29 protein-coding genes, 1 tRNA gene and 1 pseudogene are annotated in these 24,645 nt (G+C 60.5%); 7 read left to right on the forward strand and 24 right to left on the reverse strand.

Annotation, left to right across the window (positions count from 1 at the left end; translation table 11 throughout):
* Positions 1-88: 88 nt before the first annotated feature.
* The 8 genes from rlmH to rplU all read right to left on the reverse strand — a co-directional run bounded on the left by rlmH (position 89) and on the right by rplU (position 5,995).
* Positions 89-541 (reverse strand): 23S rRNA (pseudouridine(1915)-N(3))-methyltransferase RlmH, encoded by a 453-nt coding sequence (rlmH, locus tag NYP16_RS02185; protein WP_274942472.1) that lies wholly within the window; start codon positions 539-541, stop codon positions 89-91.
* Between the two features lie 16 nt (positions 542-557).
* Complete coding sequence (gene rsfS / locus NYP16_RS02190) at positions 558-944, reverse strand: ribosome silencing factor (protein ID WP_274942473.1); 387 nt, start codon at positions 942-944, stop codon at positions 558-560.
* A 9-nt stretch (positions 945-953) separates the two neighbouring features.
* Positions 954-1,583, reverse strand: a complete 630-nt coding sequence (locus NYP16_RS02195; protein ID WP_274942474.1) for a nicotinate-nucleotide adenylyltransferase — start codon at positions 1,581-1,583, stop codon at positions 954-956.
* A gap of 77 nt (positions 1,584-1,660) precedes the next feature.
* Complete coding sequence (locus tag NYP16_RS02200) at positions 1,661-2,941, reverse strand: glutamate-5-semialdehyde dehydrogenase (RefSeq protein WP_274942475.1); 1,281 nt, start codon at positions 2,939-2,941, stop codon at positions 1,661-1,663.
* A gap of 36 nt (positions 2,942-2,977) precedes the next feature.
* Positions 2,978-4,096 carry a glutamate 5-kinase gene (gene proB, locus NYP16_RS02205; RefSeq protein WP_274942476.1) on the reverse strand — a complete coding sequence of 373 codons (1,119 nt, stop codon included), beginning with the start codon at positions 4,094-4,096 and terminating at the stop codon, positions 2,978-2,980.
* 29 nt (positions 4,097-4,125) lie between these two features.
* Complete coding sequence (gene obgE, locus NYP16_RS02210) at positions 4,126-5,196, reverse strand: GTPase ObgE (RefSeq protein ID WP_274942477.1); 1,071 nt, start codon at positions 5,194-5,196, stop codon at positions 4,126-4,128.
* Between the two features lie 124 nt (positions 5,197-5,320).
* Positions 5,321-5,578 (reverse strand): 50S ribosomal protein L27, encoded by a 258-nt coding sequence (rpmA, locus tag NYP16_RS02215; RefSeq protein WP_274942478.1) that lies wholly within the window; start codon positions 5,576-5,578, stop codon positions 5,321-5,323.
* Between the two features lie 3 nt (positions 5,579-5,581).
* Complete coding sequence (gene rplU, locus NYP16_RS02220) at positions 5,582-5,995, reverse strand: 50S ribosomal protein L21 (RefSeq protein WP_274942479.1); 414 nt, start codon at positions 5,993-5,995, stop codon at positions 5,582-5,584.
* Between the two features lie 385 nt (positions 5,996-6,380).
* Between rplU and NYP16_RS02225 the strand changes: the two genes are divergently transcribed.
* Both NYP16_RS02225 and NYP16_RS02230 read left to right on the forward strand, forming a co-directional pair.
* A tRNA-Ser gene (locus NYP16_RS02225) sits at positions 6,381-6,470 on the forward strand.
* 152 nt (positions 6,471-6,622) lie between these two features.
* The gene (locus NYP16_RS02230; RefSeq protein ID WP_274942480.1) at positions 6,623-7,954 is read left to right on the forward strand and encodes a tyrosine-type recombinase/integrase; all 1,332 of its coding nucleotides are present in this window, start codon (positions 6,623-6,625) and stop codon (positions 7,952-7,954) included.
* On the opposite strand, the gene NYP16_RS14475 is transcribed toward NYP16_RS02230, so the two are convergent.
* The 6 genes from NYP16_RS14475 to NYP16_RS02255 all read right to left on the reverse strand — a co-directional run bounded on the left by NYP16_RS14475 (position 7,955) and on the right by NYP16_RS02255 (position 12,767).
* Entirely contained in the window at positions 7,955-8,131 is a 177-nt protein-coding gene (locus tag NYP16_RS14475; RefSeq protein ID WP_346742432.1) for a helix-turn-helix transcriptional regulator, read from the reverse strand.
* A 196-nt stretch (positions 8,132-8,327) separates the two neighbouring features.
* Positions 8,328-8,573: a DUF2312 domain-containing protein gene (locus NYP16_RS02235; RefSeq protein ID WP_346742453.1), complete on the reverse strand. Its 246-nt coding sequence runs from the start codon at positions 8,571-8,573 to the stop codon at positions 8,328-8,330.
* Positions 8,574-8,692: 119 nt separating this feature from the next.
* The gene (locus NYP16_RS02240) at positions 8,693-9,451 is read right to left on the reverse strand and encodes a pentapeptide repeat-containing protein (protein ID WP_274942482.1); all 759 of its coding nucleotides are present in this window, start codon (positions 9,449-9,451) and stop codon (positions 8,693-8,695) included.
* Between the two features lie 11 nt (positions 9,452-9,462).
* Entirely contained in the window at positions 9,463-12,099 is a 2,637-nt protein-coding gene (locus NYP16_RS02245) for a toprim domain-containing protein (RefSeq protein WP_274942483.1), read from the reverse strand.
* Between the two features lie 117 nt (positions 12,100-12,216).
* Entirely contained in the window at positions 12,217-12,537 is a 321-nt protein-coding gene (locus NYP16_RS02250; RefSeq protein WP_274942484.1) for an ogr/Delta-like zinc finger family protein, read from the reverse strand.
* Positions 12,534-12,767, reverse strand: a complete 234-nt coding sequence (locus NYP16_RS02255; RefSeq protein WP_274942485.1) for a transcriptional regulator — start codon at positions 12,765-12,767, stop codon at positions 12,534-12,536. Before NYP16_RS02255 ends, NYP16_RS02250 begins: the two co-directional genes overlap by 4 nt.
* 98 nt (positions 12,768-12,865) lie before the next feature.
* Here NYP16_RS02255 and NYP16_RS14600 point away from each other — a divergent pair.
* Positions 12,866-13,048: pseudogene (locus tag NYP16_RS14600) on the forward strand (helix-turn-helix domain-containing protein); the annotation flags it as partial.
* 36 nt (positions 13,049-13,084) lie between these two features.
* Positions 13,085-13,543 carry a S24 family peptidase gene (locus NYP16_RS02260; RefSeq protein ID WP_274942486.1) on the forward strand — a complete coding sequence of 153 codons (459 nt, stop codon included), beginning with the start codon at positions 13,085-13,087 and terminating at the stop codon, positions 13,541-13,543.
* A gap of 5 nt (positions 13,544-13,548) precedes the next feature.
* Here the strand turns inward: NYP16_RS02260 and NYP16_RS02265 are convergent, their stop codons facing one another.
* Genes NYP16_RS02265 through NYP16_RS02305 form a run of 9 tightly spaced genes read right to left on the reverse strand, consistent with a single transcriptional unit; the run spans position 13,549 to position 20,554 of the window.
* Entirely contained in the window at positions 13,549-14,556 is a 1,008-nt protein-coding gene (locus NYP16_RS02265) for a contractile injection system protein, VgrG/Pvc8 family (RefSeq protein ID WP_274942487.1), read from the reverse strand.
* The gene (locus NYP16_RS02270; protein ID WP_274942488.1) at positions 14,553-14,969 is read right to left on the reverse strand and encodes a phage tail protein; all 417 of its coding nucleotides are present in this window, start codon (positions 14,967-14,969) and stop codon (positions 14,553-14,555) included. Before NYP16_RS02270 ends, NYP16_RS02265 begins: the two co-directional genes overlap by 4 nt.
* An 11-nt stretch (positions 14,970-14,980) precedes the next feature.
* Positions 14,981-17,353 carry a phage tail tape measure protein gene (locus NYP16_RS02275; RefSeq protein ID WP_274942489.1) on the reverse strand — a complete coding sequence of 791 codons (2,373 nt, stop codon included), beginning with the start codon at positions 17,351-17,353 and terminating at the stop codon, positions 14,981-14,983.
* A gap of 13 nt (positions 17,354-17,366) precedes the next feature.
* Positions 17,367-17,483 carry a GpE family phage tail protein gene (locus NYP16_RS02280; RefSeq protein ID WP_274942490.1) on the reverse strand — a complete coding sequence of 39 codons (117 nt, stop codon included), beginning with the start codon at positions 17,481-17,483 and terminating at the stop codon, positions 17,367-17,369.
* Between the two features lie 8 nt (positions 17,484-17,491).
* Positions 17,492-17,854, reverse strand: a complete 363-nt coding sequence (locus NYP16_RS02285; RefSeq protein WP_274942491.1) for a phage tail assembly protein — start codon at positions 17,852-17,854, stop codon at positions 17,492-17,494.
* Between the two features lie 59 nt (positions 17,855-17,913).
* Positions 17,914-18,426 carry a phage major tail tube protein gene (locus NYP16_RS02290; RefSeq protein ID WP_274942492.1) on the reverse strand — a complete coding sequence of 171 codons (513 nt, stop codon included), beginning with the start codon at positions 18,424-18,426 and terminating at the stop codon, positions 17,914-17,916.
* Between the two features lie 37 nt (positions 18,427-18,463).
* Positions 18,464-19,633 carry a phage tail sheath protein gene (locus NYP16_RS02295; protein WP_274942493.1) on the reverse strand — a complete coding sequence of 390 codons (1,170 nt, stop codon included), beginning with the start codon at positions 19,631-19,633 and terminating at the stop codon, positions 18,464-18,466.
* 10 nt (positions 19,634-19,643) lie between these two features.
* Positions 19,644-20,003: a GPW/gp25 family protein gene (locus NYP16_RS02300; RefSeq protein WP_274942494.1), complete on the reverse strand. Its 360-nt coding sequence runs from the start codon at positions 20,001-20,003 to the stop codon at positions 19,644-19,646.
* Positions 20,000-20,554: a phage baseplate assembly protein V gene (locus NYP16_RS02305; protein WP_274942495.1), complete on the reverse strand. Its 555-nt coding sequence runs from the start codon at positions 20,552-20,554 to the stop codon at positions 20,000-20,002. Before NYP16_RS02305 ends, NYP16_RS02300 begins: the two co-directional genes overlap by 4 nt.
* Before the next feature lie 198 nt (positions 20,555-20,752).
* On the opposite strand from NYP16_RS02305, the gene dcm reads away from it, so the two are divergent.
* From dcm to NYP16_RS02320, 3 genes are read left to right on the forward strand one after another with little or no spacing between them, the layout of a single operon-like run.
* Positions 20,753-22,015, forward strand: coding sequence for a DNA (cytosine-5-)-methyltransferase (dcm, locus tag NYP16_RS02310; RefSeq protein WP_274942496.1), 1,263 nt, complete (start codon positions 20,753-20,755; stop codon positions 22,013-22,015).
* The gene (locus NYP16_RS02315; protein ID WP_274942497.1) at positions 22,008-22,466 is read left to right on the forward strand and encodes a very short patch repair endonuclease; all 459 of its coding nucleotides are present in this window, start codon (positions 22,008-22,010) and stop codon (positions 22,464-22,466) included. Before dcm ends, NYP16_RS02315 begins: the two co-directional genes overlap by 8 nt.
* Positions 22,463-23,680 (forward strand): type II restriction endonuclease, encoded by a 1,218-nt coding sequence (locus tag NYP16_RS02320; protein ID WP_274942498.1) that lies wholly within the window; start codon positions 22,463-22,465, stop codon positions 23,678-23,680. Before NYP16_RS02315 ends, NYP16_RS02320 begins: the two co-directional genes overlap by 4 nt.
* A 128-nt stretch (positions 23,681-23,808) precedes the next feature.
* Here the strand turns inward: NYP16_RS02320 and NYP16_RS02325 are convergent, their stop codons facing one another.
* Positions 23,809-24,642 (reverse strand): DNA adenine methylase, encoded by an 834-nt coding sequence (locus NYP16_RS02325; protein WP_274942499.1) that lies wholly within the window; start codon positions 24,640-24,642, stop codon positions 23,809-23,811.
* Between the last annotated feature and the right edge of the window lie 3 nt (positions 24,643-24,645).

The raw sequence follows: 24,645 nt of genomic DNA on the forward strand, positions 1-24,645 counted from the left end.
TCGTCGAGCTTGGGCAGGTTATACCATTAATTCTTAAAGAATATTGTCAAATCATCGGGGGAACGAGGGCTTTGGCCTGCATTTTTGCTTATTTATGATACGGATGCCCGGTTGCAATGGTGTAGGCGCGATAGATCTGTTCCGTCAGCATGACCCGGACCATGGCATGAGGCCAGACCATGGGGCCAAGGCCAAGGAGCAGATCGGCGCGCGTGCGTATTTTTTCATGCAAGCCATCAGCCCCGCCGATGACGAAGGCGACCGGTTTCGCGGCATCGCGCCAGCCCGTGAGCCGGGTGGAAAAATCCATGCTGGACAGGGTTTTGCCGCGCTCGTCGAGGGCTATGACGATGGCCCCCGGCGGCAAGGCGGCAAGGATAAGGTCAGCCTCCCGCGTCTGTCGTTCGGGGCCGACAATGGGGCGGCGTTCCTCGACCTCGATAATGCGCAAGGTCCAGGGCAGGCGTTTCAAATAGGCGGAAATCAGCTCGTGTTCGGGGCCGGAGCGCAGGCGTCCGACCGCCACGACTGTTACATCCATGGGCTGCCTGATGTCCTCAGACGGCTTCGCCGATCACTGCGGCCGACCACATTTTTTCAAGGTTGTAGAAGTCGCGGACTTCCGGGCGGAACAGATGCACCACCACGTCACCGGCATCGATCAGCACCCAGTCACCCTGGGACATGCCTTCGGCGCGCGGGCGGATGCCCCATTCCTTCAGCCGTTCGATCAAATGCGAGGCCATGGCCGCAACCTGACGGCTCGACCGCCCATTGGCGATGATCATATGATCGGCGAACGATGTTTTTCCGGCGAGATCGATGGCAATGATATCTTCGGCCTTGTCCTGATCGAGCGAGCGGATGATGGCGTCATGAAGGGGTTCGGTTAAACCCGGCTTCGCATCTTTTCTCTCTACGGGAGACTGTTCTTCAGGTCTCACGGTTTCTCCTTATGTGGGTGTTGCGATAGGCAACGGCGCCTCATTCACCCTGTCATCGAACCAGCCCGCGCCCCGTGTCCTCAGCTCCGTCGCCGACAAGGGATTGCGCGGGATGCGCAGCACCATCCAGGCCGGTGCGGACATGGTGGCAAGCTGTTTGGCCTGCCGTTCCCGTTTCCGATAACGGCGAAAGCGCTGCGCAGTTTTGCCCATGGGGGCAGATATAGAATACAAGGGGCGGTCAAGGACCGCAACGGGGACGACAGACATGATGTCAGCCCAGCGCCGCCAGCGGTGAAAGCCCGCAAGATTGTCAGCACCCATGAGCCAGACGAACCGCGTGTTTGGATAAAGCCTGCGGAGCGCGTCGAGCGTATCGGCGGTATAACGGGTGCCGAGCGCGGTTTCAAGGGCCATCGCATGAATGCGCGGATGGGCGGCCAGTATTTGGGCCTGTTTCAGCCGCCGGTCGAGCGGGGCCATGTCCTTTTCCGATTTTAGCGGATTCTGCGGCGACACCAGCCACCAGACCTGATCCAGCCCGAGTCGCCTCAGGGCTTCGAGGGAGATCTCGCGGTGGCCGTCATGGGCCGGATTGAAGGAGCCGCCCAAAAGCCCGATGCGTTTGCCCGCCAACACCCGTGACGCCAGGGCGGTTGGAAGTCGGGGAAAGGGGGCTTTTCGGTGCGCTGGCCCCAATGGTCATGCCCAATCTGTCATGGCCGCGTCTGGCCTGTGCCGCGCAGCTGATATTTGTAACTCGTGAGCTGTTCAAGACCCACCGGGCCCCGGGCGTGGAGCTTGCCGGTGGAAATGCCGATCTCGGCCCCGAATCCGAACTCGCCGCCGTCGGCGAACTGAGTCGAGGCATTCAGGGCCACAATGGCGCTGTCGACCTCGGTGAGGAACTGTTCGGCGGCGCGCTCATCCTCGGTGATGATGGCGTCGGTATGGTGGGAGCCGTAACGGGCGATATGGGCCACAGCACCGGCGACGCCGTCAACCTGACGGATTGACAGGATGGCGTCGAGATATTCGGTGCTCCAGTCTGCCTCGGTGGCCGCTGTGACGCGGGGGTCGAGGGCCTGGGTTTCACGATCTCCGCGCAATTCGCAGCCCTTGGCCACAAGCGCATCGAGAATCGGCGGCAGGATTGTTGCAGCGATGGCACGATCCACCAGCAGCGTCTCGGTCGCGCCACAGACGCCGGTGCGGCGCATTTTGGCGTTCAAGGTGATGGCGAGCGCCTTCTCAGGGTCGGCGGCGGCATCGAGATAGGTGTGGCAGATGCCGTCAAGATGGGCCATGACCGGTACACGGCTGTCTTTCTGCACACGCTCGATCAGGCCCTTGCCGCCGCGCGGGACGATGATATCCACATACTGGCTCATGCCGAGCAGGAGGCCGACGGCGTCGCGGTCCTGGGTCGGGATAAGCTGGATCGCCGCTTCGGGCAGCCCGGCGGCCGTGAGGCCCTCCACAAGGCAGGCGTGAATGGCGCGGCTCGACTCGGCGCTTTCGCTGCCGCCGCGCAAAATGGCCGCATTGCCGGATTTGAGGCAGAGCGCTCCGGCGTCGGCCGTTACGTTGGGCCGCGATTCATAAATAATGCCGATCACCCCAAGCGGCACCCGCACACGGGCGATTTTGAGGCCATTCGGGCGTGTCCATTCGCTGTCGAGGGCGCCGACCGGATCGGGCAGGGTAACAATGCCATCAAGGCCCTGGGCGATGCCCTCGATGCGATCCGGCGTCAGCAGCAGGCGGTCGAGGAGTGCGCCTGTGAGGCCACGGGCACGGGCGGCGTCCATATCGCGGCTGTTGGCGGCAAGGATTTCGTCGCCTCGGGTACGAATTGCGGCGGCGGCGGCGGTAAGCGCCTTGTTCTTCGCAGCGGTGGGGGCGAGCGCGAGGGTTGTGGCGGCGGCTTTCGCAGCCTGGCCAATGGTCAGCATCAGCCCGGCAATGTCGGTCTTTTCAAGGGGGGCGCTGGTCATCTCTCACTCTCCACTATGTTGGTCTTGCTCGGAGCCTTAATCCAACACCAGATCGTCTCTGTGTATCATAACATCCCGGCTGGCCGTGCCGATAATTTCCGCGATTTCCGCCGACTGGCGGCCCATGATGGCACGGGCATCCTTGGCGCCATAGGCCACCAGACCGCGCCCGATTTCACGTCCGCCGTCATCCAGCAGCCGCACGGCATCGCCGCGATCAAACGGGCCTTCGACAGCGTGGACGCCTGCGGGCAGCAGGCTGCGGCCGTCGCGCAGCGCCGTGACCGCTCCGGCATCCAGCTGCAACGCCCCGGCCGGGCGCAACAGGCCGCTGATCCAGCGTTTGCGGGCGACTTTGGGGCTGTTGGCGGCGGCAAACCAAGTGGCGCGGCCGCCGTCGGCAAGGGCGCGGATCGGATGAAGGACATGGCCACTCGTGATCGCCATGCGGCAGCCGCCGGCGACCGCGATCTTGGCGGCGGTGATCTTGGTGGCCATGCCACCCGAGCCGACACCGCCCGAGCGGGCCGAGCCGCCCATGGCCTCGATAGCCGGAGTGATTTCGGGGACGTCCGGGATAAACACCGCGCCCGGGTCGCTGTTGGGGTCGGCGGTATAGAGCCCATCGATGTCCGACAGCAGGATCAGACAATCGGCGGCGGCCATGACGGCTACCCGCGCCGCCAGACGGTCATTGTCGCCATAGCGGATTTCCTGCGTGGCCACAGTGTCGTTTTCGTTGATGACCGGGATGGCGCCGAATTTCAACAGCGTCTCAAGGGTGGTGCGGGCATTGAGGTAGCGCCGCCGTTCCTCGGTATCACCAAGGGTCACCAGCATCTGAGCCGCCACCAGGCCATGGGCGGCCAGCGCCTCCTGATAGGCGTGGGCGAGGCGGATCTGACCGACCGCGGCGGCGGCCTGACTTTCATCAAGGGTCTTCGGACGGCCTTTCAGGCCAAGTTCCTTGCGCCCCATGGCAATCGCCCCCGACGAGACGATGACCACGTCCTTGCCGGAGGATTTAAGCGCGGCGATATCTTCGATCACCGCCTTGAACCAGTCTTCGCGCAAGCGGCCTATGGCGCTGTCAACCAACAGCGCCGACCCGATCTTCACGACCACCCGCTTGGCTTTGGCGAGCTGTCCCTGCATGTCAGTCCCCCCGGACTATGGATGTTCTGTTAGCTGTCGAGTGGCGACCAGTTGCTGTCTTTTTCCACCGGCGCACTTGGTGTCGATTCTACGGCTGGCTGTTCCGGCACGGTGATATGCCCGACTTCGGCGGACAGATTGCGCAGGATCTCCTTCACGCCAAGCCCGGACACGGCGGACAGCAGATGAACCGGCTTGCCGCAAGTTTTCTCAAGCGCGCGTTTGCGGGCCGACAGCGACCGCGCATCGACGGCGTCGGTTTTCGACAGGGCGACGATCTCAAGCTTGTCTTCAAGACCCGAACCATAGGCGTCAAGTTCGGCGCGCACGGTGCGATAGGCGTCGCTGACCGAACTTTGGGTCGCATCCACCAGATGCAACAGCACGCCGCAACGCTCGATATGGCCAAGGAAGCGGTGACCCAGCCCGGCGCCTTCGGACGCCCCGGCGATCAGCCCCGGAATATCGGCCAGCACGAATTCGCGGTCATCAATATGGACCACGCCGAGCTGCGGCTTAAGGGTGGTGAAGGGATAGTCAGCGATCTTCGGCTTCGCCCGCGATACGGCAGCGAGGAAGGTCGATTTTCCAGCGTTAGGCATGCCCAGAAGACCGGCGTCCGCCATCAGTTTAAGGCGCAGCCAGACCCATAATTCCTGAGTCGGTCCACCCGGAATGAAATGGCGCGGCGCGCGGTTGGTGGAGCTTTTGAAATGTTCGTTGCCAAGACCACCGCGCCCGCCTTCCAGCAGCATGATGCGCTGACCGGGGGTGATGAGTTCGGCCACAACGGTTTCGGTTTCGTCATCGATGATTTCGGTGCCCACGGGAACGGGGATCACCATGTCGGCGCCGTCGGCGCCGGTGCGGCTGCGGCCCATGCCGTGATGACCGCGCTCGGCCTTGAAATGCTGGCGATAGCGGAAGTCGATCAGGGTGTTGAGCCCGGGCACGGCCTCGATGATGATATGGCCGCCGCGGCCGCCGTTGCCGCCGTCGGGTCCGCCGAATTCCACGAATTTCTCGCGCCGGAAGCTGACGCAGCCGTCACCGCCAGCACCGGAGCGCAGAAAGATTTTGCATTGGTCGAGAAATTTCATGGCCGGGGGACTGCTTTACGAAAGTCGTGATTTTGAACACAGGATAGAAAAACGAAAAAGGGGAATGACTGCTCATTCCCCCTGTTCAACCCCTCGAAAGGCCCAAAGGCCCGTCCGGAGGGGCTTAAGCCTTTGGCAGAACCGAAACGAAAGAACGGTCGCCCTTGCCAACATGGAATTTCACGACGCCTTCAGCGGTCGCGAACAGGGTATGATCCTTGCCCATGCCGACATTTTCACCGGCGCGCACTTTGGTGCCGCGCTGACGAATGAGGATGTTGCCGGAGATGACGGCTTCGCCGCCAAATTTTTTCACACCAAGGCGCCGGCCGGCCGAATCACGACCGTTGCGGGAACTACCGCCTGCTTTTTTATGTGCCATGACTTACTCCTCAGTGGCCTGAGCGGCCTTTTTGGTGGACGTCTTTGCGGCCTTCGGGGCGGCTTCGGTCGCGGCAGCTTCAGCCTTTGGGGCTTTCGGAGCAGCCTCGACACCGCCGATGGAGGCGATGCGGATCACGGTCAGGTTCTGACGGTGGCCGTTGCGGCGGCGATAGTGATGGCGGCGCTGCTTCTTGAAGATGATGATCTTCTCGCCGCGGATCTGGGCGACAATCTCGCCGATCACCGGAACAGTGGTGATGAGCGGTGCGCCGACCTGAACGCCTTTGTCGTCGCCGACCATAAGGACTTCGAATTCAACGGTCGAACCAGCTTCACCAGCCAGTTTTTCGACCTTCAGAAAATCACCGGCGGCAACTTTATATTGCTTTCCGCCAGTCTTAACGACTGCAAACATAGGTCTATCCTAATGTTTCGCCACGTCCGAGCGCCTCAAAGGACGCCGTAATGGCATATTTAAACCGTTCTTGATCATTATTGCCGGTCGTCTGGGGTGAACCCACAAATAACCAGAGGTAACATACACAAATAGGCATGGGGCCGCCAAAGCCGCGCCATACAAGCGCCGGAATATAGCGACCACCCCCCGGAAGTCAAGGAATATAGGCGGTGCAGGGCAGGGGTCGGATCAGGGGCGGGGCCAGAGCCGGAAGCGACCGCTGACAAACATGGAATAATCCCAATTCCCCGCTTGCGACCTCCGAAACCTTCAGCTATGTTCGCGCCGCGGTCGCAAGGGTTTCCCTTGTGTCAGCCCCTTTTGAAGGTTTAGACCTGCGCGCGGAGAGGTGCCAGAGTGGTCGAATGGGGCGGTCTCGAAAACCGTTGTGCTCGTAAGGGTACCGTGGGTTCGAATCCCACCCTCTCCGCCACTTAATTTTCCCCAACCATCCGAATTCATCTAAAAACAACGCAGTTCCAATGGGTTCTGCGTTTTTTGTTATCTTTAATGATCTCTGTTTGTTCTCATATATCCGCGACGTGCTATGGTTTGATCTATGGTGTGCGAGTCGGAGGATATGGTATGGCGGCGTTGACAGATGCAAAGGTGCGAGCAGCTAAGGCCGGTGAAAAACCTTATAAATTGAGCGATGGAAGTCAGCTGTATCTGCATGTGACGGTCGCAGGTGGGCGGCATTGGCGGATGAATTATCAATTCGGGCGCAACCCCGCTGGCAAGCCTGTGCAGAAAACTCTGACGATAGGAAGCTATCCGGCTATTTCATTGAAGGACGCGCGCGAGGCGCGGGATCGGGCAAAAGCATTGCTGGCGCGTGGGATAGAGCCTACAGCAGCCCGTGTGACGGCGCTTGCGTCTCCCGAAGCGGATGAGGATACATTGTTCGAGGCTGTCGCACGTCGATGGCATACCTTGCAGAAAGGTCGCTGGTCGGCTGTTCATTCCAAAGACGTTCTGGATAGTCTGGAGAATGACGTTTTCCCCAAGATCGGAACTTTGCAGATCGGGGAGATCAAAGCACCGCAGCTGCTCGACCTTCTGAATGGCATCGTCGCACGCGGGGCGATTGAGACGGCGCACCGTCTGAGGCAGCGAGTAAGCGCCATATTTGTTTATGGCATTGCCACGGGCATCGCCGAGGCGGACCCGGCGGCAAGTCTGGCCGTTGCCCTTCCTCGCAAGCCGCGCACCAAACGCCAGCCCGCCTTGATCGATCTGGCTTCGGTTCGACAAATGCTGATTTCCTGTGAGGCCGAACGCTGCCGGGCGGTGACCAAGCTGGGCCTGCGCTTCCTCGCGTTGACGGCCGTGCGGCCGGGCGAATTGCGCTGGGCACGCTGGGCGGAGATCGAGGATCTGGACGGCGCGGAGCCATTATGGCGGATACCGTCACATCGGATGAAGGGTGATGAGGATCGAAAAGCGGATGCCGGTGGTGATCATCTTGTTCCCCTGGCACCGCAAAGCGTGGAAGTCCTGCGTGTGTTGCATAGGATGACTGGAAATTTTGACCTGATGTTCCCCGGTGAGCGGCATGCGCATAGGCCGATCAGCGAAAACACGCTGCGCGCCTTACTTATTCGTGCTGGGTATTATCAGCGCCATGTGCCACACGGGTTCCGCGCGGCCTTTTCGACTATCATGAACGAGCGCGCCAAGGCGGAAGGGCGTGATAGCGACCGGGCGATCATTGACCTGATGCTGGCGCATGTGCCGCCGAACAAGATAGAGGGCGCATATAATCGCGCCGACTACCTTAAAAGGCGACGTGAAATAGCCTGCGAATGGGCTGACCTTCTGGTGGCCGGAATGTGTTCGCCGGAAATCCACCTTTGGCAGCCGATCCGCTGGGCGGCGACCGGGCCGGGTCGCCCGGTTAGCCGAATGAGCGGTTAGTTAAGACAACTGACTGTTGATCCAGTCGTTAACCTCCCGCTCTGACCAGCGGGCGCATTTTGTTGAGAGCTTATAGGGGGCGGGAAATCGTCCTTCCTTGACGCGTGCATAAATATGCGCCCTTGAAAGTGCGGTTCGTTCTATGACGTCTTGAATTCGGAGCAGTCGGTCATTCATGCCGGTATAATCCAATAAAGGTTGTTAAGGTATCGGAAGCGGGTCACTTTCCCGACAGTCTCCAATCTGCGGAGCCGCCGGTAAATTGTGGGGCGTTTCTCAGGGATGCCGAGGCGGTAAGCGATCGTGTATGTTTTTACGCTGCCCTTGATCACGGCAAGGATCTGGTCAGTCTTTATCTGTCTCATCCGCCCGGTCATTCTATCCCCAATGCGGCTTTGTAGGTTTCGAGGATGGCCTCTGCTTCCTGCCGTGCGTTGTCGTCCAGCTGGCGCAGGCGGATGATCGTCTTGATCGTCCTGGCATCGAAGCCGTTTGCTTTTGCTTCAGCCAGCACGTCCTTGCGGTCGTCGGTAAGGCCGCGGATCTCCTCATCGAGCCGCTCCACCCGCTCGATGAACTGGCGTAGCCTTTCGGCAGCCGCTTCGCCGCTGGTCTTGATCGGGTCAGGCGCGGCGCGCTTTGTCTTTTTCTTCGAGCCGCCGCCGGTAACCTGCCGCAGGACGTGCATGATCCCGCCATTGCCATCCGACACGGCAACATATTGGTGCGTCATGTCGTTCATGCTGCGATCTCCTGAGTTGCTGCGGCTGGGCCGCGCGCGTCAGATGCCGCCAGTGCCAGAAGGGCGTATTTATGGCTGTGCCAGAAGCGGATAGCTCGTGCACCGCCCATGCGGATGATGTGACGATCGTCGAACGCTGCCCAATCACCGATGCTGTGCAGTTCGCAGCCGATCTCCATATGATCGTCGAAAATGATCACGGGGAATTCGAGGCCGGCCAGTTGAAGCGGCCGCCGGTTGATGATCACGCCATCGCGCCATTTGGTCTCGGCGAAATTGGTCCCGGTAAGGTCGGCGCGGACAAAACTTGCGTGGGTCAGATCGGTGCGGTTGAGGTTCGCCCCATTGAGATCGGCCCCGCAGAAGTCTGCGCCGGGCATGCAGCTGCCGCGAAAATTGGCGTTCGTGCAGATCGCATGCGTAAGCTTTGCCAAGCTGAAATCAGACACGGTCGCATTCACGTTGGTGAAGTCGGCCGCCGTGCAATCCACACCCGTAAAGTCGGTTGCGCAGAGATCGGCGTAAGCGAAATTCGCCCGTGCGCAGCTGGCCCCGGCGAAATCCGCCCAGGCGAGGTCCATGGTCGAGAGATCCGCGTCATTGAGATCGCAGCAGGTCAGGCTGATTTTCAACTTGAGCGCCCACATGACGGCGAGCCGCAGCTTGAGCGCGCGCGGGGCATCTTCGGCACAGTTGATTTCGGCGACAAACTGAACGGCACCCGTCCAGCGATTTTTGACTTCGAAATATATCATGGCGTTTCCTTTCAATTTGATTTGGGGGCAGAGAAGTGCCAGCAGAACAGCGTTTTTTCGTATGATCGGGTGACTTTCGAGCACAGGAACTTGCGCTCCTTGCTGCTCTTCAGGAGGCGTTTCAGTTCGTTCATGGTGCAGGGCAGGGAGAGCCGATGCTCGCCGCAGAGCTGTTCGAACTGGACGAGGTTGATGGCGATGGTGTCGGCGCGGACGCTGTGATTGATGGGGTTGATGGCACCCGGCGTGATCAGGCTGGCGAGCCAGTCGTAGCGTTCCCAGAACAGCTGAACGTGCGGGTGGTCGCTGTTCACCGCGAGCTGGCGTTCGCGCACCATGGCGCGGATCAGCTCATGGACCGCGAGGGCGTCACGCTCGGCGATATTCGGGACGATGATGCGCATGGCGTCAAACATGGCGGCGAGTTGGGCGTGGTTTTTGGCGAGGCGGCCGTTGCGGATCTCCGGATCGGCCAGCATCGCCTTTTCATGCTTGGCGAAGGCGGCGCGGTAGGTCGCCATGATTTCTTCTTCGCGGCGGATGGCATGGATAATGAAACTGCTGACCTGCTCGGTCTTGATACGCTCGATCGCTTCGGCTGCTTCCTTGGTGTCGACTGACCAGCCTGTTTTGTCGAAGATCAGCGCCATGATGCGCTCGATGATGGCCGGGGAGGCTTCGACCGGGGCGTTCTGGGCGATGACGATCGCACCCCGGAACGGTGGTTCGAATGTCTCCATGCCGCCGTTGGCGACGCCGCGTGAGCGTACCGAACGCCCGTTGTATGCGGTTTTCAGTTCGTCCCATTCAAACTTGCGGCTGTGTGGGGTGTCGGCCGAGCGGTCGCCTTCGAGCAATACGACCGGCAGGTTTGCGACCTTTCCGAGATTACGGGCGCGCGCGGCCGGGGTCGATTTGACCGGGTCGAAGCCTTCATAATCCTCGCGGCCGCAAAGCCGCCACAGGAATTCGATCAGCGTGGTCTTGCCGGTGCCGGGCTCGCCGGTCGCTTCGAGAAAGGCGAGGCTTTTCTGTTCTTCGCGGATCTGCTCGGCAAACAGCGAGCCGAACCAGAAGGCGAGCATTGCCAACCCCTTGGCCCCAAAGGCGCGGCTGATCAGCGGCACCCAAAAGAGATCCAGCTTTTGCGAGTCATAGTTGATGGTCAGCGTGCGTTCTGACGAGCGCAGCTTGACCTGTTGCTTGCCGAAATCGAAATAATCCTCGTCGTTCGGCTCAAAGACGCGGCCTTTATGGACTGCGATGTCGCCAAGTATCCATGCCTGATGATCGGCTGAATAGCCGGTGAACTGGATCGCCTCGACCGATTTGATCTTGACCAGCTGGCGCTGCATCAGGCGATCGAGCTGTTGCGTCGAGCCCGTCCAGATCCCGCCCGGCGCGAGGCTGATCAGGCGCTTTTTGAACTCGGCACTGGCGGCCAGGCTTGAGCCGCTGAATGTCCCTTTGATGCGCGGGCGGTCACTTGGGAAGTCTATGGCAAAATAATAGGCGCTGTCGTCGGCGGCCTCGTCACGCTGGAAATAGAGCGCGCGGAAAGCGCAGTTGGCGATTTCCGAAACCTCGGCTGCTTCCTTGGCCGCAAGGTCGAATTTCTGGGCATAGGACAGGCCTTTCATGGCCGGCATGTCGCCCCATTCTTCAATGATTTCGTTGATGCGCGCGAGGTCGAACCGCGCCCACATTTGGCGGTTCTGGAACACCAGCGGAAAGCTTGCGATCTTGTAGCGTTGATAAAGCAGGACAGCCTTTTCCGAGGCCACGCGGGCGATGGTGACTTCGCCGTTCCAGAGATAGGTTTCCAGATCTTCGGCGGTCAGCTTGTCGCGCTGGGCGAGGTCGTTCCAATCGAGCTTTTCGCCTTCGCCATCCTCGCGTACCTGAGCCGCGCCGCATTGCCAGCCAGCATCCCGCCCGCGTTTCACAAAGCGGCGGGTGTATTCGACGCCAGCACGGCCCACGTCAAAGGCCCAGATCAGTTTTGGCCCAGCGAGATCATGATCGGCGCAAGCCCGGCGGAGGTCGGCGAGCGCCAGCTCGGGGAAATTGTTGCAGGACATGACCGACACGGCCGAGCGGCCCGCTTGTGCCAGGGCAATGGCGTCAAAGATGCCTTCGCAGATCCAGATCTGATCGGCGCGCGCGAGATCCTGCATCGTGGTGCCGGGGGCTTGCCACCAGCGCCCGCGATAACCGCCGCCCGGCGCGAAGCGGGCCTTCATCTTGCCGAACCGGCTCGGCTGGTCGATCAGCCGTTCCCACCAGCCGCCGCCGGGCAGGGGGAAGCGCACGGTCGCCGAGCCGATGCTGAGCCCCTGGTCGTGATAATATTCCTGAGTATATGAGCTGCGCAGGGCGGCCAGATTGAAGCCGCGTGCATGGTGCAGATAGGCGTCAGCGGCGGCGGCCGGGCTTGCCTCGGTGACGCGGTAACGTTTCGACCAGTCGTCGAAGATATCGGGGTAAAGCTGCTTGACGTGGCCGTCCCACCCGCAGCGATTTTCGCGCCCGCATTTGAGAAGCCAGGGGCTGTCCGCGCGGGTGTAAAGCTCTTTTCGTCCGCAGGATGGGCATTTGCCCTCGCGCATCCAGTCACCGCGCAGCTTCAGCTGGTAGTCCGTCTTCAATCGCTGCGAGATTTCTTGTAATAAATCAGGGCGCATTTGCATACTCAACAGGCAAAGTTCAGCCGTTCCCGGACGACAGCGCGTCCGGGGCAAAAAGACCGATGGTTTTCGGGGGATCTAGTCGGTCATTCTGGCTGTGACCGGGGGCGACGGCGGCGGCTGATCATCATTCGCCGCCGGGAGCGGATCGTCATTGGCCGGGCGGGCGTAATGGGTGATGGGAAGCTGAACAGCCGGGTTCGGGCAAGCTGAAACCCGCACGGTCCGAAGCACCTGCATCGCCACCACAAAGACATGGCCGCAGGCCAGCAATTGGCGGCAGTGATAATACACCTCGCGATAGACTTCGGTCGTCTTGCCGGCACTGCGGGCGAATGCTTTGGTTCCGCAATGCGGACAGGAAATATATGGCAGGCGCGGGGCCTCCTTGGTTTTCATGATGAAATCGCCCCCTTCTCACACAAGTCCATTGGATAAATGTCAGGCCGCAGCAGGTGTCGCGAAATGCCCGTCATTTTCTCGGTTTTCAACACATGTTCCGCGGGTATCCGCTTCGAGCTTTGCAGCCATTTCCAGACCGCCGTCTGGGAAACTCCCAGCTTGCGCGCCAAGGCAGATTGCGATCCAGCCCGTTCGACCGCCGCTTCCAGTGCTTCAAATGGTGTCATTTTCCTGTCCATAATTAGCAAGCTACAGCTTGTGGTGTAGATCGGTCAACCCTTAAATTACTATACCAGCTAATAACAAAAGTTGTTAATAGTGAGTTATGGTTAGAACGAAACTTGTTATCAGCGCACGGTTTAGAGAACGCCTGGAAGCAGCCGGGTTTTCGCAGTCAGCGCTGGCCCGTAAAATCGGAGTTTCGCAGGCGACAATCGGAAAACTGGCACTCGGAGAGAGCACAGGCTCCAAACATCTGCATGTAATTGCTCAGGTTCTTGGCACAACGCCAGCGTATCTGACGGGCGAGACGGATGACCCAGAAGTGGGTGCATTGCTCACGCCGACACCAGAGGTGTTGGCCGATCAGCTGGATCTGGTGCTGGTGCCGCAGATTGATATGTCTTATGGCCTCGGTGCCACATTTATTGACGAACAGCTTGTCAAGACCAACCCGGTGCCGTTCCCGCGCAGCTGGCTTGAGCTTTTTTCGAAATCCGAGCCGGAGAATATGTTCTTTGCGCTGGCCGAAGGCGACTCCATGGAGCCGACGATCATGGATCGGGATATCGTGCTGGTCGATCGGACGCAGCACACGATCCGGGGGCAGGACCGCATGTGGGCCATCGCCATGGGACCGCTCGGCATGATCAAGCGTGTGCGTGCGCTGCCGGATGGCACATTCAAAATCATCTCGGACAATCCGCGCGTGCCGCCGGAGATCGCCTGTGAAAGCGAGCTTCATGTGGTCGGCCGTGTTGTAGGTGTTGTGCGCAAGACCTGACCGGCTCATGGCGCGGTCTCCATTATGATGGATGTACCAAGGCCGTTGCCGTCGAGGCGATGTGTCACTTCACTAATCAGCCATGTGGTGCCGTCAATATCAGGTTTGAAGCCGCTGACCGTGACATGCTGTTCGGGATAGGCGTCGGGCCGCCCGAGCGCGAGGGTGAAATCGAGATTTGCAGGCGCGCGGGACAGCCTGTCACGCTCGGCAATGGCGGCGCTCTTGGCGTCGGCTTCGCTGGCGTAGGTTTTACGCAGCCGCTTGGCCCCGTCTTTGTTGCCAACCGTGAACGACTTGCGCTTGGCCCCCTTGCGGTCATGCCAATAGGCGGTGACGCCAGGGTAATCGTCGCGGGTTTGCGTCGTCCAGCTGTGCCGGTCGCCGTCGCGGCGGCGGATGGTGAGCGCGGGCAGCGGGTCGCCGCTGGTGGTGGTGCCAGATCCTGTTCGGGCGAATATCAGATGGCTGGCCTTGATGGTGGCGACGGCGTCATATTCGCGGCCGAGGCGGCGGAGAAAAGCGACGTCGCTTTCCCGGCTTTGCGTGATTGATGGCCGGGCGATGGCCGCGAGATCCGGCGCGATGCGGAGCGTGAGCCCGTTGCGCCCGGCGATGTCCCCGAGTACCGCGCCGAGCGTGGTGTCGCGCCAGCCCTGTTCGCGGCGGTTGCGGATCTCGGACGTGAAATCCGCCGAGCGGGCGCGCAGCATAATCAGATCCGGCGGCCCGCTGTGCGTTACTTCGTCGACCTTGAAGCTGCCTTTGCCGATAAGCCCGATGGTCACGTCGCGACCCTGCTTCCAGCCGAGCGACACGGTGAGCACCGCGCCCGGTTGCGGAATGGCCAGCTGCCCATCCGTATCATCAAGAACGATATCAAGCTGATCGGCCTCGTCGCCGCGCTTTTCCGAGATCGTCAGGGCCACAAGACGCGGGCGCATCTTGCCGGTGAGATCCGCGCCGTCGAGCGTCACGCGCCAGTCTGGAATATTATGGCCCCGGTCACTCATGCGGCGGCGCTTCCCGAGCCTGCCGCCTCCGCTGGATCGTCGACGCGCAGGAGATCGAGCGCGAAGTCGATCCGGCGCGGGCGTCCGTCCTGCATGAACGCGACATGGCGCTCGTCGACCATCGTGATCACATAGGTGCCGAAAACCGTGCCGGAGCCGTCGACAAGCGGCCAAGCCTCGCCAATGTCCGCCATATCGCGCAGTGTGTCGATCGAGACGCGGCCATCCGCGATTTCATCATAGACCGCGCCCGAGAGGCTGATTGTTTCTTCGCCGGGGCCGATATATTGCGCCGCGTCCCGCGCGCCAAAACGGCCTGTCCGCGCATGTCGCCAGTCGCTGCGCCGTTGCAGATCGTCATGGGCGAGCGTGCCGGTTTCGAACAGGAACATGCCGAGAGCCATCAAATGCATGTGGACCTCCTTTAGCGGTCACGGAAGGCGCGGCCGGCCTTCTCGCGTTCGATCTGTTCGATTGCCTCGCGGACCTGTCGGCCGATGTCCTGAGCCCCGGTGCCGTTGGCGTTGATTGTGATGTTGTAGCTGGTGGATGCGCTGACTTGCGGGACCATGGCAGCGGCGGCCTGTGAAGCGCTGGCGCTGGTCGTGGCAGGGGCAGCCCCGGCAGAGCCCACGGCAAAGGCCCCGGCCAGTCCGCCGGCAAGTGTGGTGATTTGACGCAAGGGGGCCTGTTGGCCTGTGGCAAGTCCTTGCGAAAGCCCATCCATCATAAAGCCGCCGAGCCCGGCGAAAACGCGGCTCGGCGAATGGATGCCGAGCAGGGACTTGAAACCGCTGACGACGCGCGTGGCGACATTCGAAATCGCTTTGCCGACTTCCGGGATCATGCTGGCGATGCCAGTGATAAAGCCCTTGATGGTATCAATGCCAAGCTGAATGAACTTGCCGGGCATGGCGAACAGGCTGGTGAATGTCGCGGTAATGGTGTCCCAGATACCTTTGAAAAAGCCCGCGATCTGGTCCCAATTGTTATAAACCAGATATCCGGCGGCGACGACGAGAGCGATCCCGGCGACGACCGCAGCGGCGATGCCGAGCACGGGCAAAAGCGCCATGCCGAGTGCGCCGGCGATGAAACTCAATGCCGCGAACGGGGCCAGCACGCCGGCGATGGCAATGGCCAGCCCGCCCAACACCACCAAAATCCCGGCGAGGATTCCGGCGATCCACGCGATTGTCTTGGCCAGCCTGGGGTTTTGTTCCGCCCAACTGGCCAATCGGTTGGCGAGTGCCGTCAATTTGCCGATGATGGCGTTGACCGTTGGCAACAGCATCGCGCCCAGCGTCAGGGCGAGTTTCTGGCTGGAGATTTCCGCCGCCTTTGCCTGCTCCGCCCCGTCCTTGAGGCGGTCGGCGAAATCGGTGTCGACCACGCCCTTTGCGCCAAGCGCCTCGGCCCGGATCTGCCGGTATTGTTCGAGGTTCTGCATCAGCGGGCGCAGGGCGGCCTGAACTTGGGCGTCGTTGAACAGATGGCTGAGTTTTGCCATGTCGCCGCCGAGCGCCTTGGACGTCAATTCGGTGATTGCCTCGATCGGGGTTTTGCCGTCTTTCGCCGCCTTCGCCAGCGCCGCCGGCAGATCGACACCAAACGTCGCGAAATTCTTGGCCGCGTCCTTCGAATTGATCTTGTTGAGCAGGTTCTGAAGGTTATTTGCAGCACTCGCACTGTCGCCCGCGCCTTTGCGGACGATCTGCAATGCGGCTGCGAGATCTGCCACGGCAGGTGCACCCTGTTGCCCGAGGGCCTGAGAGGCGGCCGTGAGTGCCGGGAAATGTTGTGCCATGTCCTTGATTTCGAATGCCCCGCTTTTGCCGGCCTGCGCCATGATGTCGAGCACGCGCGCCGTTTGGGCGAAGGGCACCTTGAGGTTGTCGATCGAAGCAAAGCTTGCGGTCGAAAGATCGGCGATCTCGGCCTTATAGGCCGTGGCGGCCCGCCCGATTGGTTCCATCATTTGGGTTGCCTGTCGCGGGTCGAGGCCGAAGCCAGCGAGGACATCGACGCCTTGCTGAAGAGAGGCCGGGAACTGGTTGGCTGCGGTCGCCGCCTTGATCAGTTCAGTGCCCATCTTGCGGGACGCGGCGCGGCCGAGGTCAGCTTTCTGCGCGATATCCGTCATGACGGACTCGAATTCCATGGCCTGCTTGGCCGAAGCCAAAAGCGGCGCACCCATGGCCGCCCCGGTCGCCATGCTGGTTGCACCGCCGACCGCCATCCCGGTCGCAATACCCTGGACGCGCGCATGGGCGGCCCGCCCGGCGGCAAGGCGGCTTTCGCGATCGGTGATGCGGCGCAGGCGATCTGCCTGTTCTTGCAGTTCTGTGTTCGTGCGTGCGGTTTGCGTGCGGAGATCCCGCTCATGGCTTGCCAGATTGCGCGTGCTGATGCCCGCGTCGTTGAGCTTCTGGCGCATGGCCTGCAAGGAGGTGCTGTTGCCCTCGTGGCGTTGGCGGAGTGCTAAGGCTTCCCGCCGGGCTTGCTCAAATTCGCGTCGCAGTTTCGCCGTTGGCGTTGCCGTCTGGGCCAGCTGACGGCCCAGTTCGGTCGCGCGCGTTTCGGCGGCCCGCATCTGGGCGGCGCTCGTTTCCACGTCCTGTTTGAGTTGACGGAAGCCGGCGATATTGCGAGTGGTCTGATCCAGCTCTTTCAGGCGCGCCCGTGTGGCGTCGACCGCCGCCCCGGCCTTGCCGCTGCCGGTGCTGATATCCCGGAGCGGTGCGGTGACCTTGTCGATGGCTTCGAGCAGGAACTTGATGCGCAGATTTCGGTCCATGGGGCGGCGTCTCTCATTTGGTGTTGCCGGATCTCTGGGCGGCCAGTTCTCGCCAGTTCATCAGCTCGGTCAGGGAAAATTCAGCCATGGCCTGCGGCGGCCAGTGAAAGACCGCCGCGATATCGGCCATGGCTTCCTCTACGCGTCGGGGGAGGCCGCCTCCCGATCGCGCTTCCTGAGCAAAAAAGAGGCAACCTCAGCCCCGCAGGCGAGCAGATCACAAAGCGGCATGGCGGCCACCTCCTGGGCGGTGAGCGTCGGCACGGTGATGCGTGGCAGAACTTTGAGCAGGCTGTCGATATGAAGCTGTCCGAGCTCAATCAGACTGAGCCCGCGCAGTTCGCCGCTCGCCGGTTTGCGGATCTGGACAAAGGCGATTTTCTGCTCGCCGCGCGTGATGATCTCGTCGAGGTCGACAGGCGCTGAGAGATTTGGGGACGCCGCAGCTGCAACGACGGCGCTGGTCTCGGCCTTGGTTTTTTCGATGTTGTGATCGGGCATTGTTCGCTCCTGAACAGGCAATGAGATGGTGCGCCCCGGCGCGCAACCGGGGCCATGATTTAAAAGATGCCGAGGGCACCGCGCTGTTTGGCCAGGCGGTCCACGCCGCTGACAATCTCAACCATGTTGATGTGGTCGATTTCAATCTCGGTTACGCCGCCCCAGACCAGCTTGTAATAGGCGACGGCTGTCTTGACCTTGAATTCGCTGATCTCGCCGGGTTTGGCTTCGCCCATGTCGATTTCTTCATGGCGGCCGCGTATGATGATTTCGATGTTGTCCATGCTGCTACTGTCGTCGCGCTGATAGACCCCGACAAAGCGCAGATAAACGCCGGCCATGCCGACCACGCCATATTGCCGGAGGATATCGCGCATCGGGCCGCCGAAGGTCATTTCCAGTTCGAGCGCTTCTTGTCCCATGTCGAGTTTGACCGGGCCGCCCATGCCGCCGCCTCGCCATTCTTCCAGTTTGCGGGTGAGCTTCGGCAGGGTGACTGAGGAAACCTCGCCCAGATAGGCGAGGCCCTCATTGAAGATCGTCATATTTTTAAGGGTACGGGGCAGTCCCATCGGGGCCTCCTTGTGTCAGGTGTCGGGAAAACGGGGATCAGGCTTCGGCGAGCTGGGCGGCAAAGTCGGCGAAATAGCTGTCGGTGATGCGCTGATTAAAGCCGAGGTCTTCAAGCGGCGGCGGCACGGTGTAATCGTAATCAATGCGCAGCTTGCCGGCCTTGAGGCTCGACGTGCTGTTCTGACCCTCATCGAACCATGCGCGCGCGCCGAGGATCACGCCTTCGGTCTTCAGGTCACGGAAAAAGCCATTGATGGTTTCGATGATGTCTTTGACCAGCGCCGGGGTCAGCGGCTTGTCGACGGCCCAGAACATCCCGCGCCCGATGGTATCGGCGAGGATCTGCGCCACGCGCACGGTGCTTTCGAAGGCAAACAGCGGCTCGTCCGAACAGGTGCGGTTGCCCCAGAAACGATATCCGGTCGAGGTGCGCACCAATGCCGTGATCTCGGCTTCATTGAGCAAGGCAGCCTCGGTTTCGCTGCTCTGGATGTCCCATTGAATGTCGCGGGTCAGGCCGACCACGCCGGCGACGGCCACGTTCGACAATGTTTTCTGCGGCCCCTGATCCTCGTCGATAAGGGCGCGCAGGCCGAGCGCGCGGGCGACCGCGTAGCTCGCGGCATTGGTGGCCGTGGTGGTATTGAAGGCGAGGAAATCAGGATAGAGCAACATCAGCTCGCGGGCCGAGAAATTTGCCCGGTAGGTGATGACTTCGGCGATGGTGTCGCCCTGCGCACGGGCATAGGCGAAGCCGCGCAGTTTTTTTGCCACGATGGCGAGCGCGGCGGTCACGGGCTGGGTGTCGAGGCCGGGTGCGCCAAGGATGCGCGGGCGGACGCCAAGCTGCCCTTCGGCCGCCAGAAGCGCCTGCATGCCGGTCTTGATGCCGTCGATCGTGTCGCCGATCACATTGGCGTTGGTGTCGGCTTCGTCTGCCGCCTGTGCCACGCGGACTACGACGATGACCGGGCGGGTTTGATCGGCGATGGCGCGGAGGGCGGTGCGCAGTGTGCCGGTCGTGCCTGCTTTACCGATTGCGGTTTCCACATCGGTGACCAGCACGGGGCGGTCGAGCGGGAACGTGGCGACGTCAGCATCCTGCGCCGTGGCGACAAGGCCGATGATGGCGGTCGAAAGCGGCGTCAGGGTTCGCGTGCCAGTGTTGATCTCAGTGACGGTAATTCCATGTTTGAACGTGGCCATGTGGGCTCCTTCAGGCGATGGCGCGGGAAAGCGGGATGGTGAGGCGGGTGCGGCTGTTGGCCGGGGCAGTGTCAGTGCGCTGGCCTTCAAGGATCAGGATGATGGCCCCGGCACGGGAGCCGGAGGTCATGGTGATGCGGGTCAGCCGCAGGCGCTTTTCCCAACGGGACAGCGCAAGGGCGGTTGCGGCATAAAGGCGGAGGCCCGTGGCGGCGGTGACAGGCTGGTCGATCAGATCAGGCAACAGCGAGCCATAATCACGTCGCGCCACGCGCCCGCCGATTGGGGTGGTCAGAATATCGGTGATCGACTGGCGGAGATGCGTCTCCTCATTGAGCCCGCCGCCGGTGCTGCGATCCATGCCGGTCATGCGGGTGCCCCGGTCTGGCCGCTGCCCGTCTGGACGTCGCCATGCCTGTGCGATTTGAGGCTGACGCCGCCGCCCACAACGTCAGCGTCGGCAGTGACGGTGCCGGATACGCTGACATTGCCCGTTATGGTGACGTCGCCTTCGATCGTGAACCCGCCATCGGCGGTGACGCGGGCAGTGCCGCCGGCGGGCAGGGTTGCCGTCAGCGCATGGGTGGCGCTGTCATAGGCGATCTGCGCGCCATCTGGATAAACGGTCAGGTGAAGGTCGGGGTTTGCGCTCGGCGCGGGGAACATGTCGGAATAAAGGCCCGGCAGCACGATCCCGGCCTCGGTGTCGCCCTCCGGGCAGAACAGCAGGCATTGCTCGCCGATGGTTGGCGGCGACCACCAGCGGGTGCCGCCGGCGCGCAGCGCGAGCCACGGCAGGTCGCCGGTAACGATCTCGCCGGTTTTAACGCTGCAGGTGCCAGCAGCATGGTCGACCGAGGCAATCACGCCAAGGCGGAGGATATCGCCGGTCAGCTGTTCAATGTCGGATGCATGTGCCATGCAGCAACAATGCCGCGCGCCCGGTTAAAGCGCGCGGCCCTGCATGTGGAGAGGCGGCCTGTCCATAAATGGGAAGTTGTCGGCATATTTGGCCTTGCCCCGTCTCACAATCAGCGGCAACAATAAGAACATTAATAGAACAGTTGCGCTCTGGGAATCTTTCCGACATTATGGCGGAAAATGACACAGGGGTATCGCATGCGGAAGCCAGTAGTTAAGCAGAATGAATTCACCCAACTATGTGATCGTGCCGGCCTGACGTTAAATGAGGCGGCTAACATTCTGGAGGTTTCAGAGCGAACAGCCTATCGCTATGCCAGTGGGAGTCCCTCGCGTTTGGCTCTACGTGTACTCCGCGAAGCTGCAGGGAAGACGCCAAGCTCAACCAGTCCTATATCCTTCCGTTTTATCGACCTGTTTGCAGGTATCGGAGGCCTGCGCGTGGGTTTTCAGGGTATCGGTGGCCATTGCGTATTCACCTCGGAATGGGATCCGAATGCGCAGAAAACCTATGCGCGAAATTTCCGCGACAACCATCCTATTGCTGGCGACATTCGCGAATATTCCGAAGATCCAGCCTTGATTCCGGAGCATGATGTGCTGTTGGCTGGTTTTCCCTGCCAGCCTTTCTCGATCGCTGGTGTTTCGAAGAAAAACGCGCTCGGGCGTCCACATGGATTCCTTTGTGATACGCAAGGCACCCTGTTCTTCGATACGGCGCAAATCATTGCCCATCATCGGCCGGCAGCGTTTGTTCTGGAAAACGTCAAGAACCTTCAGCGTCACGACAAGGGGCGCACCTTTGCGACAATAATGAATGTTCTTGAGAACGAGCTGAAATACCATGTAACGACGCGCGTAATCAGCTCTGAGCCATGGGTGCCACAAAAACGGGAGCGTATCTTCATCGTTGGTTTCCGTGAGCCTACGGCCTTCGATTTGAACAGCCTGGAAATCCCTGCAGCCGCTGCCGGTCCCAAGCTCGGCAGCATTCTGGAGCCACACGACGAGGTCGACCCAAAATACACGCTCACGCCGCGCCTGTGGGAATATCTCAAGGCCTACAAGGCGAAACATGAGTCGAAAGGAAATGGTTTCGGCTACAGCTTATTCGGTCCTGAAGATGTTACACGCACGCTATCGGCACGGTATTATAAGGACGGCTCAGAAATCCTCGTTGATCAGCCCGGCGAGCGGCCGCGTCGCTTGACGCCTCTCGAATGTGCCCGATTGATGGGCTTTGATCGGGGTGATCGTCGCTGGCATATACCGGCGTCCGTGTCCGACACGCAGGCATATCGGCAATTCGGCAATGCCGTTGTTGTGCCAGTGGTCGAATTCCTCGCTGAGGCGATGAAACCGCATATTGAGAGTGCGGTGGCAAAGTGTGTTAATCGCCCAGCGTCAGCCTCCGTCAGAGTCACACGTCCCGTGCGGGAGCCAGTTGCTGCCAATGGCTGACATTGTTCCGACTGACGTGCGCAGCCGCATGATGGCAGGGATCCGGGGAACGAATACAAAGCCAGAGCTGCTGTTGCGCAAAGGCCTGCACCGCTTGGGCTTCCGCTTCCGCCTGCATGATCGCACGTTGCCGGGAAAGCCGGATATCGTGTTATCGCGTTATCGCGCGGTGATTTTTGCTCATGGATGCTTCTGGCACGGTCATGACTGTCATTTGTTCAGGTGGCCTTCAACACGTCCCGAATTCTGGGAGGCGAAAATCACCCGAAACCGCGAGGTCGATGCGCGAACGAAAGATGCATTGGCCAAATCCGGCTGGCGACAGGCGATCATATGGGAGTGTGCGCTCAGGGGGCGAACGCGGCTTCCGCTCGACGAGTTGCTGTTAACATGTGCAGATTGGCTTCGATCAGACCAGTCCGGGCTAGAAATCAGGGGACAGATTGAATGAAACGGGGGCAGCTATCCGACTATTTTGAAGGTGTCGTAGTCAAGCGGTTGAGCGCCGTAGAGACAACACCAGCAAAATCCAACCAGCACGAGTTCAATGGGTCCACACCTCTGCGTCAGTTGCTGGGAGATGAAGATCGAAGGAATATTCCCACACGTTTCGTCTGGTTGGGGGGAGAGCAGGAGGCGCTCAGCGTCGAGGGTACCGTGAGTTGGTATGATGCCCGTCGGATGCATCCGGTGAGGACAGAATATCGTCTTTATTATCCGGGCAATGAAGTTACAGGCATGATGCAGGCGGGGGATGTTTTCTTTCTCGCGTTGTGCCGTGACGGGACTACGATGGTAATCATTACCCCTGTCGACAGTACTATCCAGAACCAGCTTTTATGGCTATTCGGGCTTGAGGAGCAGCCGGAATTCAGCTTTGCCTTTCAGGAGATCGAAGGGACGCATAATGCCGATCTGGACTTCGCGGCACGCTATATCCTGGATGAACTCGGTATCGAACCAGAGGAGCCCGAGGCTGGTACGCTGGACGATCTCATCGAACGGTTCGGACTTGTGTTCCCCAAGACCAGAGACTTTTCGGAACTTGCACGCTCGTCCTTGCCGGAGATCTCTGCGCTCGATGATCCCGATCGCGCCCTGATCGAATGGATGGACCGAGAGGAGCAACTATTCCGCCGACTGGAGCGTAGGGTTGTAGCAGAGCGCATTTCAGCCGGCTTCCATTCTCCCGAGGGTGCTGATGTCGATGGTTTTCTCTCCTTTTCGCTCAGCGTCCAGAACCGCCGCAAATCGCGAGCCGGACAGGCTCTGGAAAATCACCTTGAGGCAGTTTTTACAGCACATGGTATTTCTTATGCACGAGGTGCAGAAACTGAGAATCGGAACAAGCCAGACTTCCTTTTCCCCGGTCAGGCAGAATATCGGGATCCCAGCTTTCCGGCCGCTCGACTGACGATGCTGGGTGCGAAATCGACGCTTAAGGACAGATGGCGGCAGGTTCTCTCCGAAGCTCAGCGGATCGACGACAAGCATCTATTGACGTTGGAGCCGGGCATTTCGGAGAATCAGACCAGCGAAATGCAGTCGAAGCGGTTACAACTCGTCGTTCCGCGCCGACTGCATGGAACCTACCGTTCATCGCAGCAGGTGTGGTTGATGGATCTTGGTGGTTTCCTTTCGGTCATCCGCGACCGTCAGGGCTGAATAAAATTCAATCGTTAAGGCCAAGGATGCAGAGCGCGGCAATAAAATGCACGCCTTGATCGACGGTCTGTTTCTTCTAGAAAGCAAGGTTCACGGCAGACTCTATTGATGGCAAGCCGGGCTTTGGATCAGTCGTTGGCCGGTAACATGGTGTTGGAAATTAGCAGCTCGCCGCGCTCGTTGCCACGTGCGGTGACGGTGCTCGTGATACTGTAGCGCACGGCGACGGGCATCTGATGAAAGGCCGAGAAGGCCTTGCGGACACCGGGCGTGTCGTTGAGCGACAACAGGAACTTTCCGGTGATTCCGGAGAGTTGCTCCGCCATCTTGGCGAAATCGTCGCGTGAAAACACGTTGTCCCCATAGTCGCTCTCGCAATTCCAATAGGGCGGGTCCAGGTAAAACAGAGCGCCCGCGTGGTCATAGCGCCGGATGAAATCGTCGTAAGGCAATCGCTCAATGATCACGCCGGATAACCGATCATGAACGGCTTCGAGCATCGGCTGCAGTTTGGCAATGTCAAAGCTGGCGCTGGTCTGTGGCGAGACGCCAAACATGCGCCCGCTCACCTTGCCACCCCAAGCTAAACGCTGGAGGTATATAAACCGCACGGCGCGTTGGAGATCCGTGAGATGTTCGCCGGGGATAGCCCGCAGCCGCTCGAATTCATCCCGGCTCGTGCATCGGAACCGCAGTAGATCCATAACATAGGGATAGTGCTCGGCCAGCATGCGGAACAGGTTGGTGACGTCGCCGGAGATATCGTTGATGGCTTCCACCTTGGGCCGCGCGCGGCGGCGCAGGAAGATGCCGCCCATGCCGACGAATGGTTCATAATAGGCAGTGTGTGGGATGCGCTCGATCAGGGTCACGATGCGCGCGGCGAGGTTGCGCTTGCCACCAATATAGCCGGCGATTGGCTTGACAGGGCGGATGGGCGCAAGAGCAGGAACGGTAGTCATAAA

The organism is Govania unica, from assembly GCF_027920805.1.
In the GTDB taxonomy this organism is placed as follows: Bacteria; Pseudomonadota; Alphaproteobacteria; order Sphingomonadales; family Govanellaceae; genus Govanella; species Govanella unica.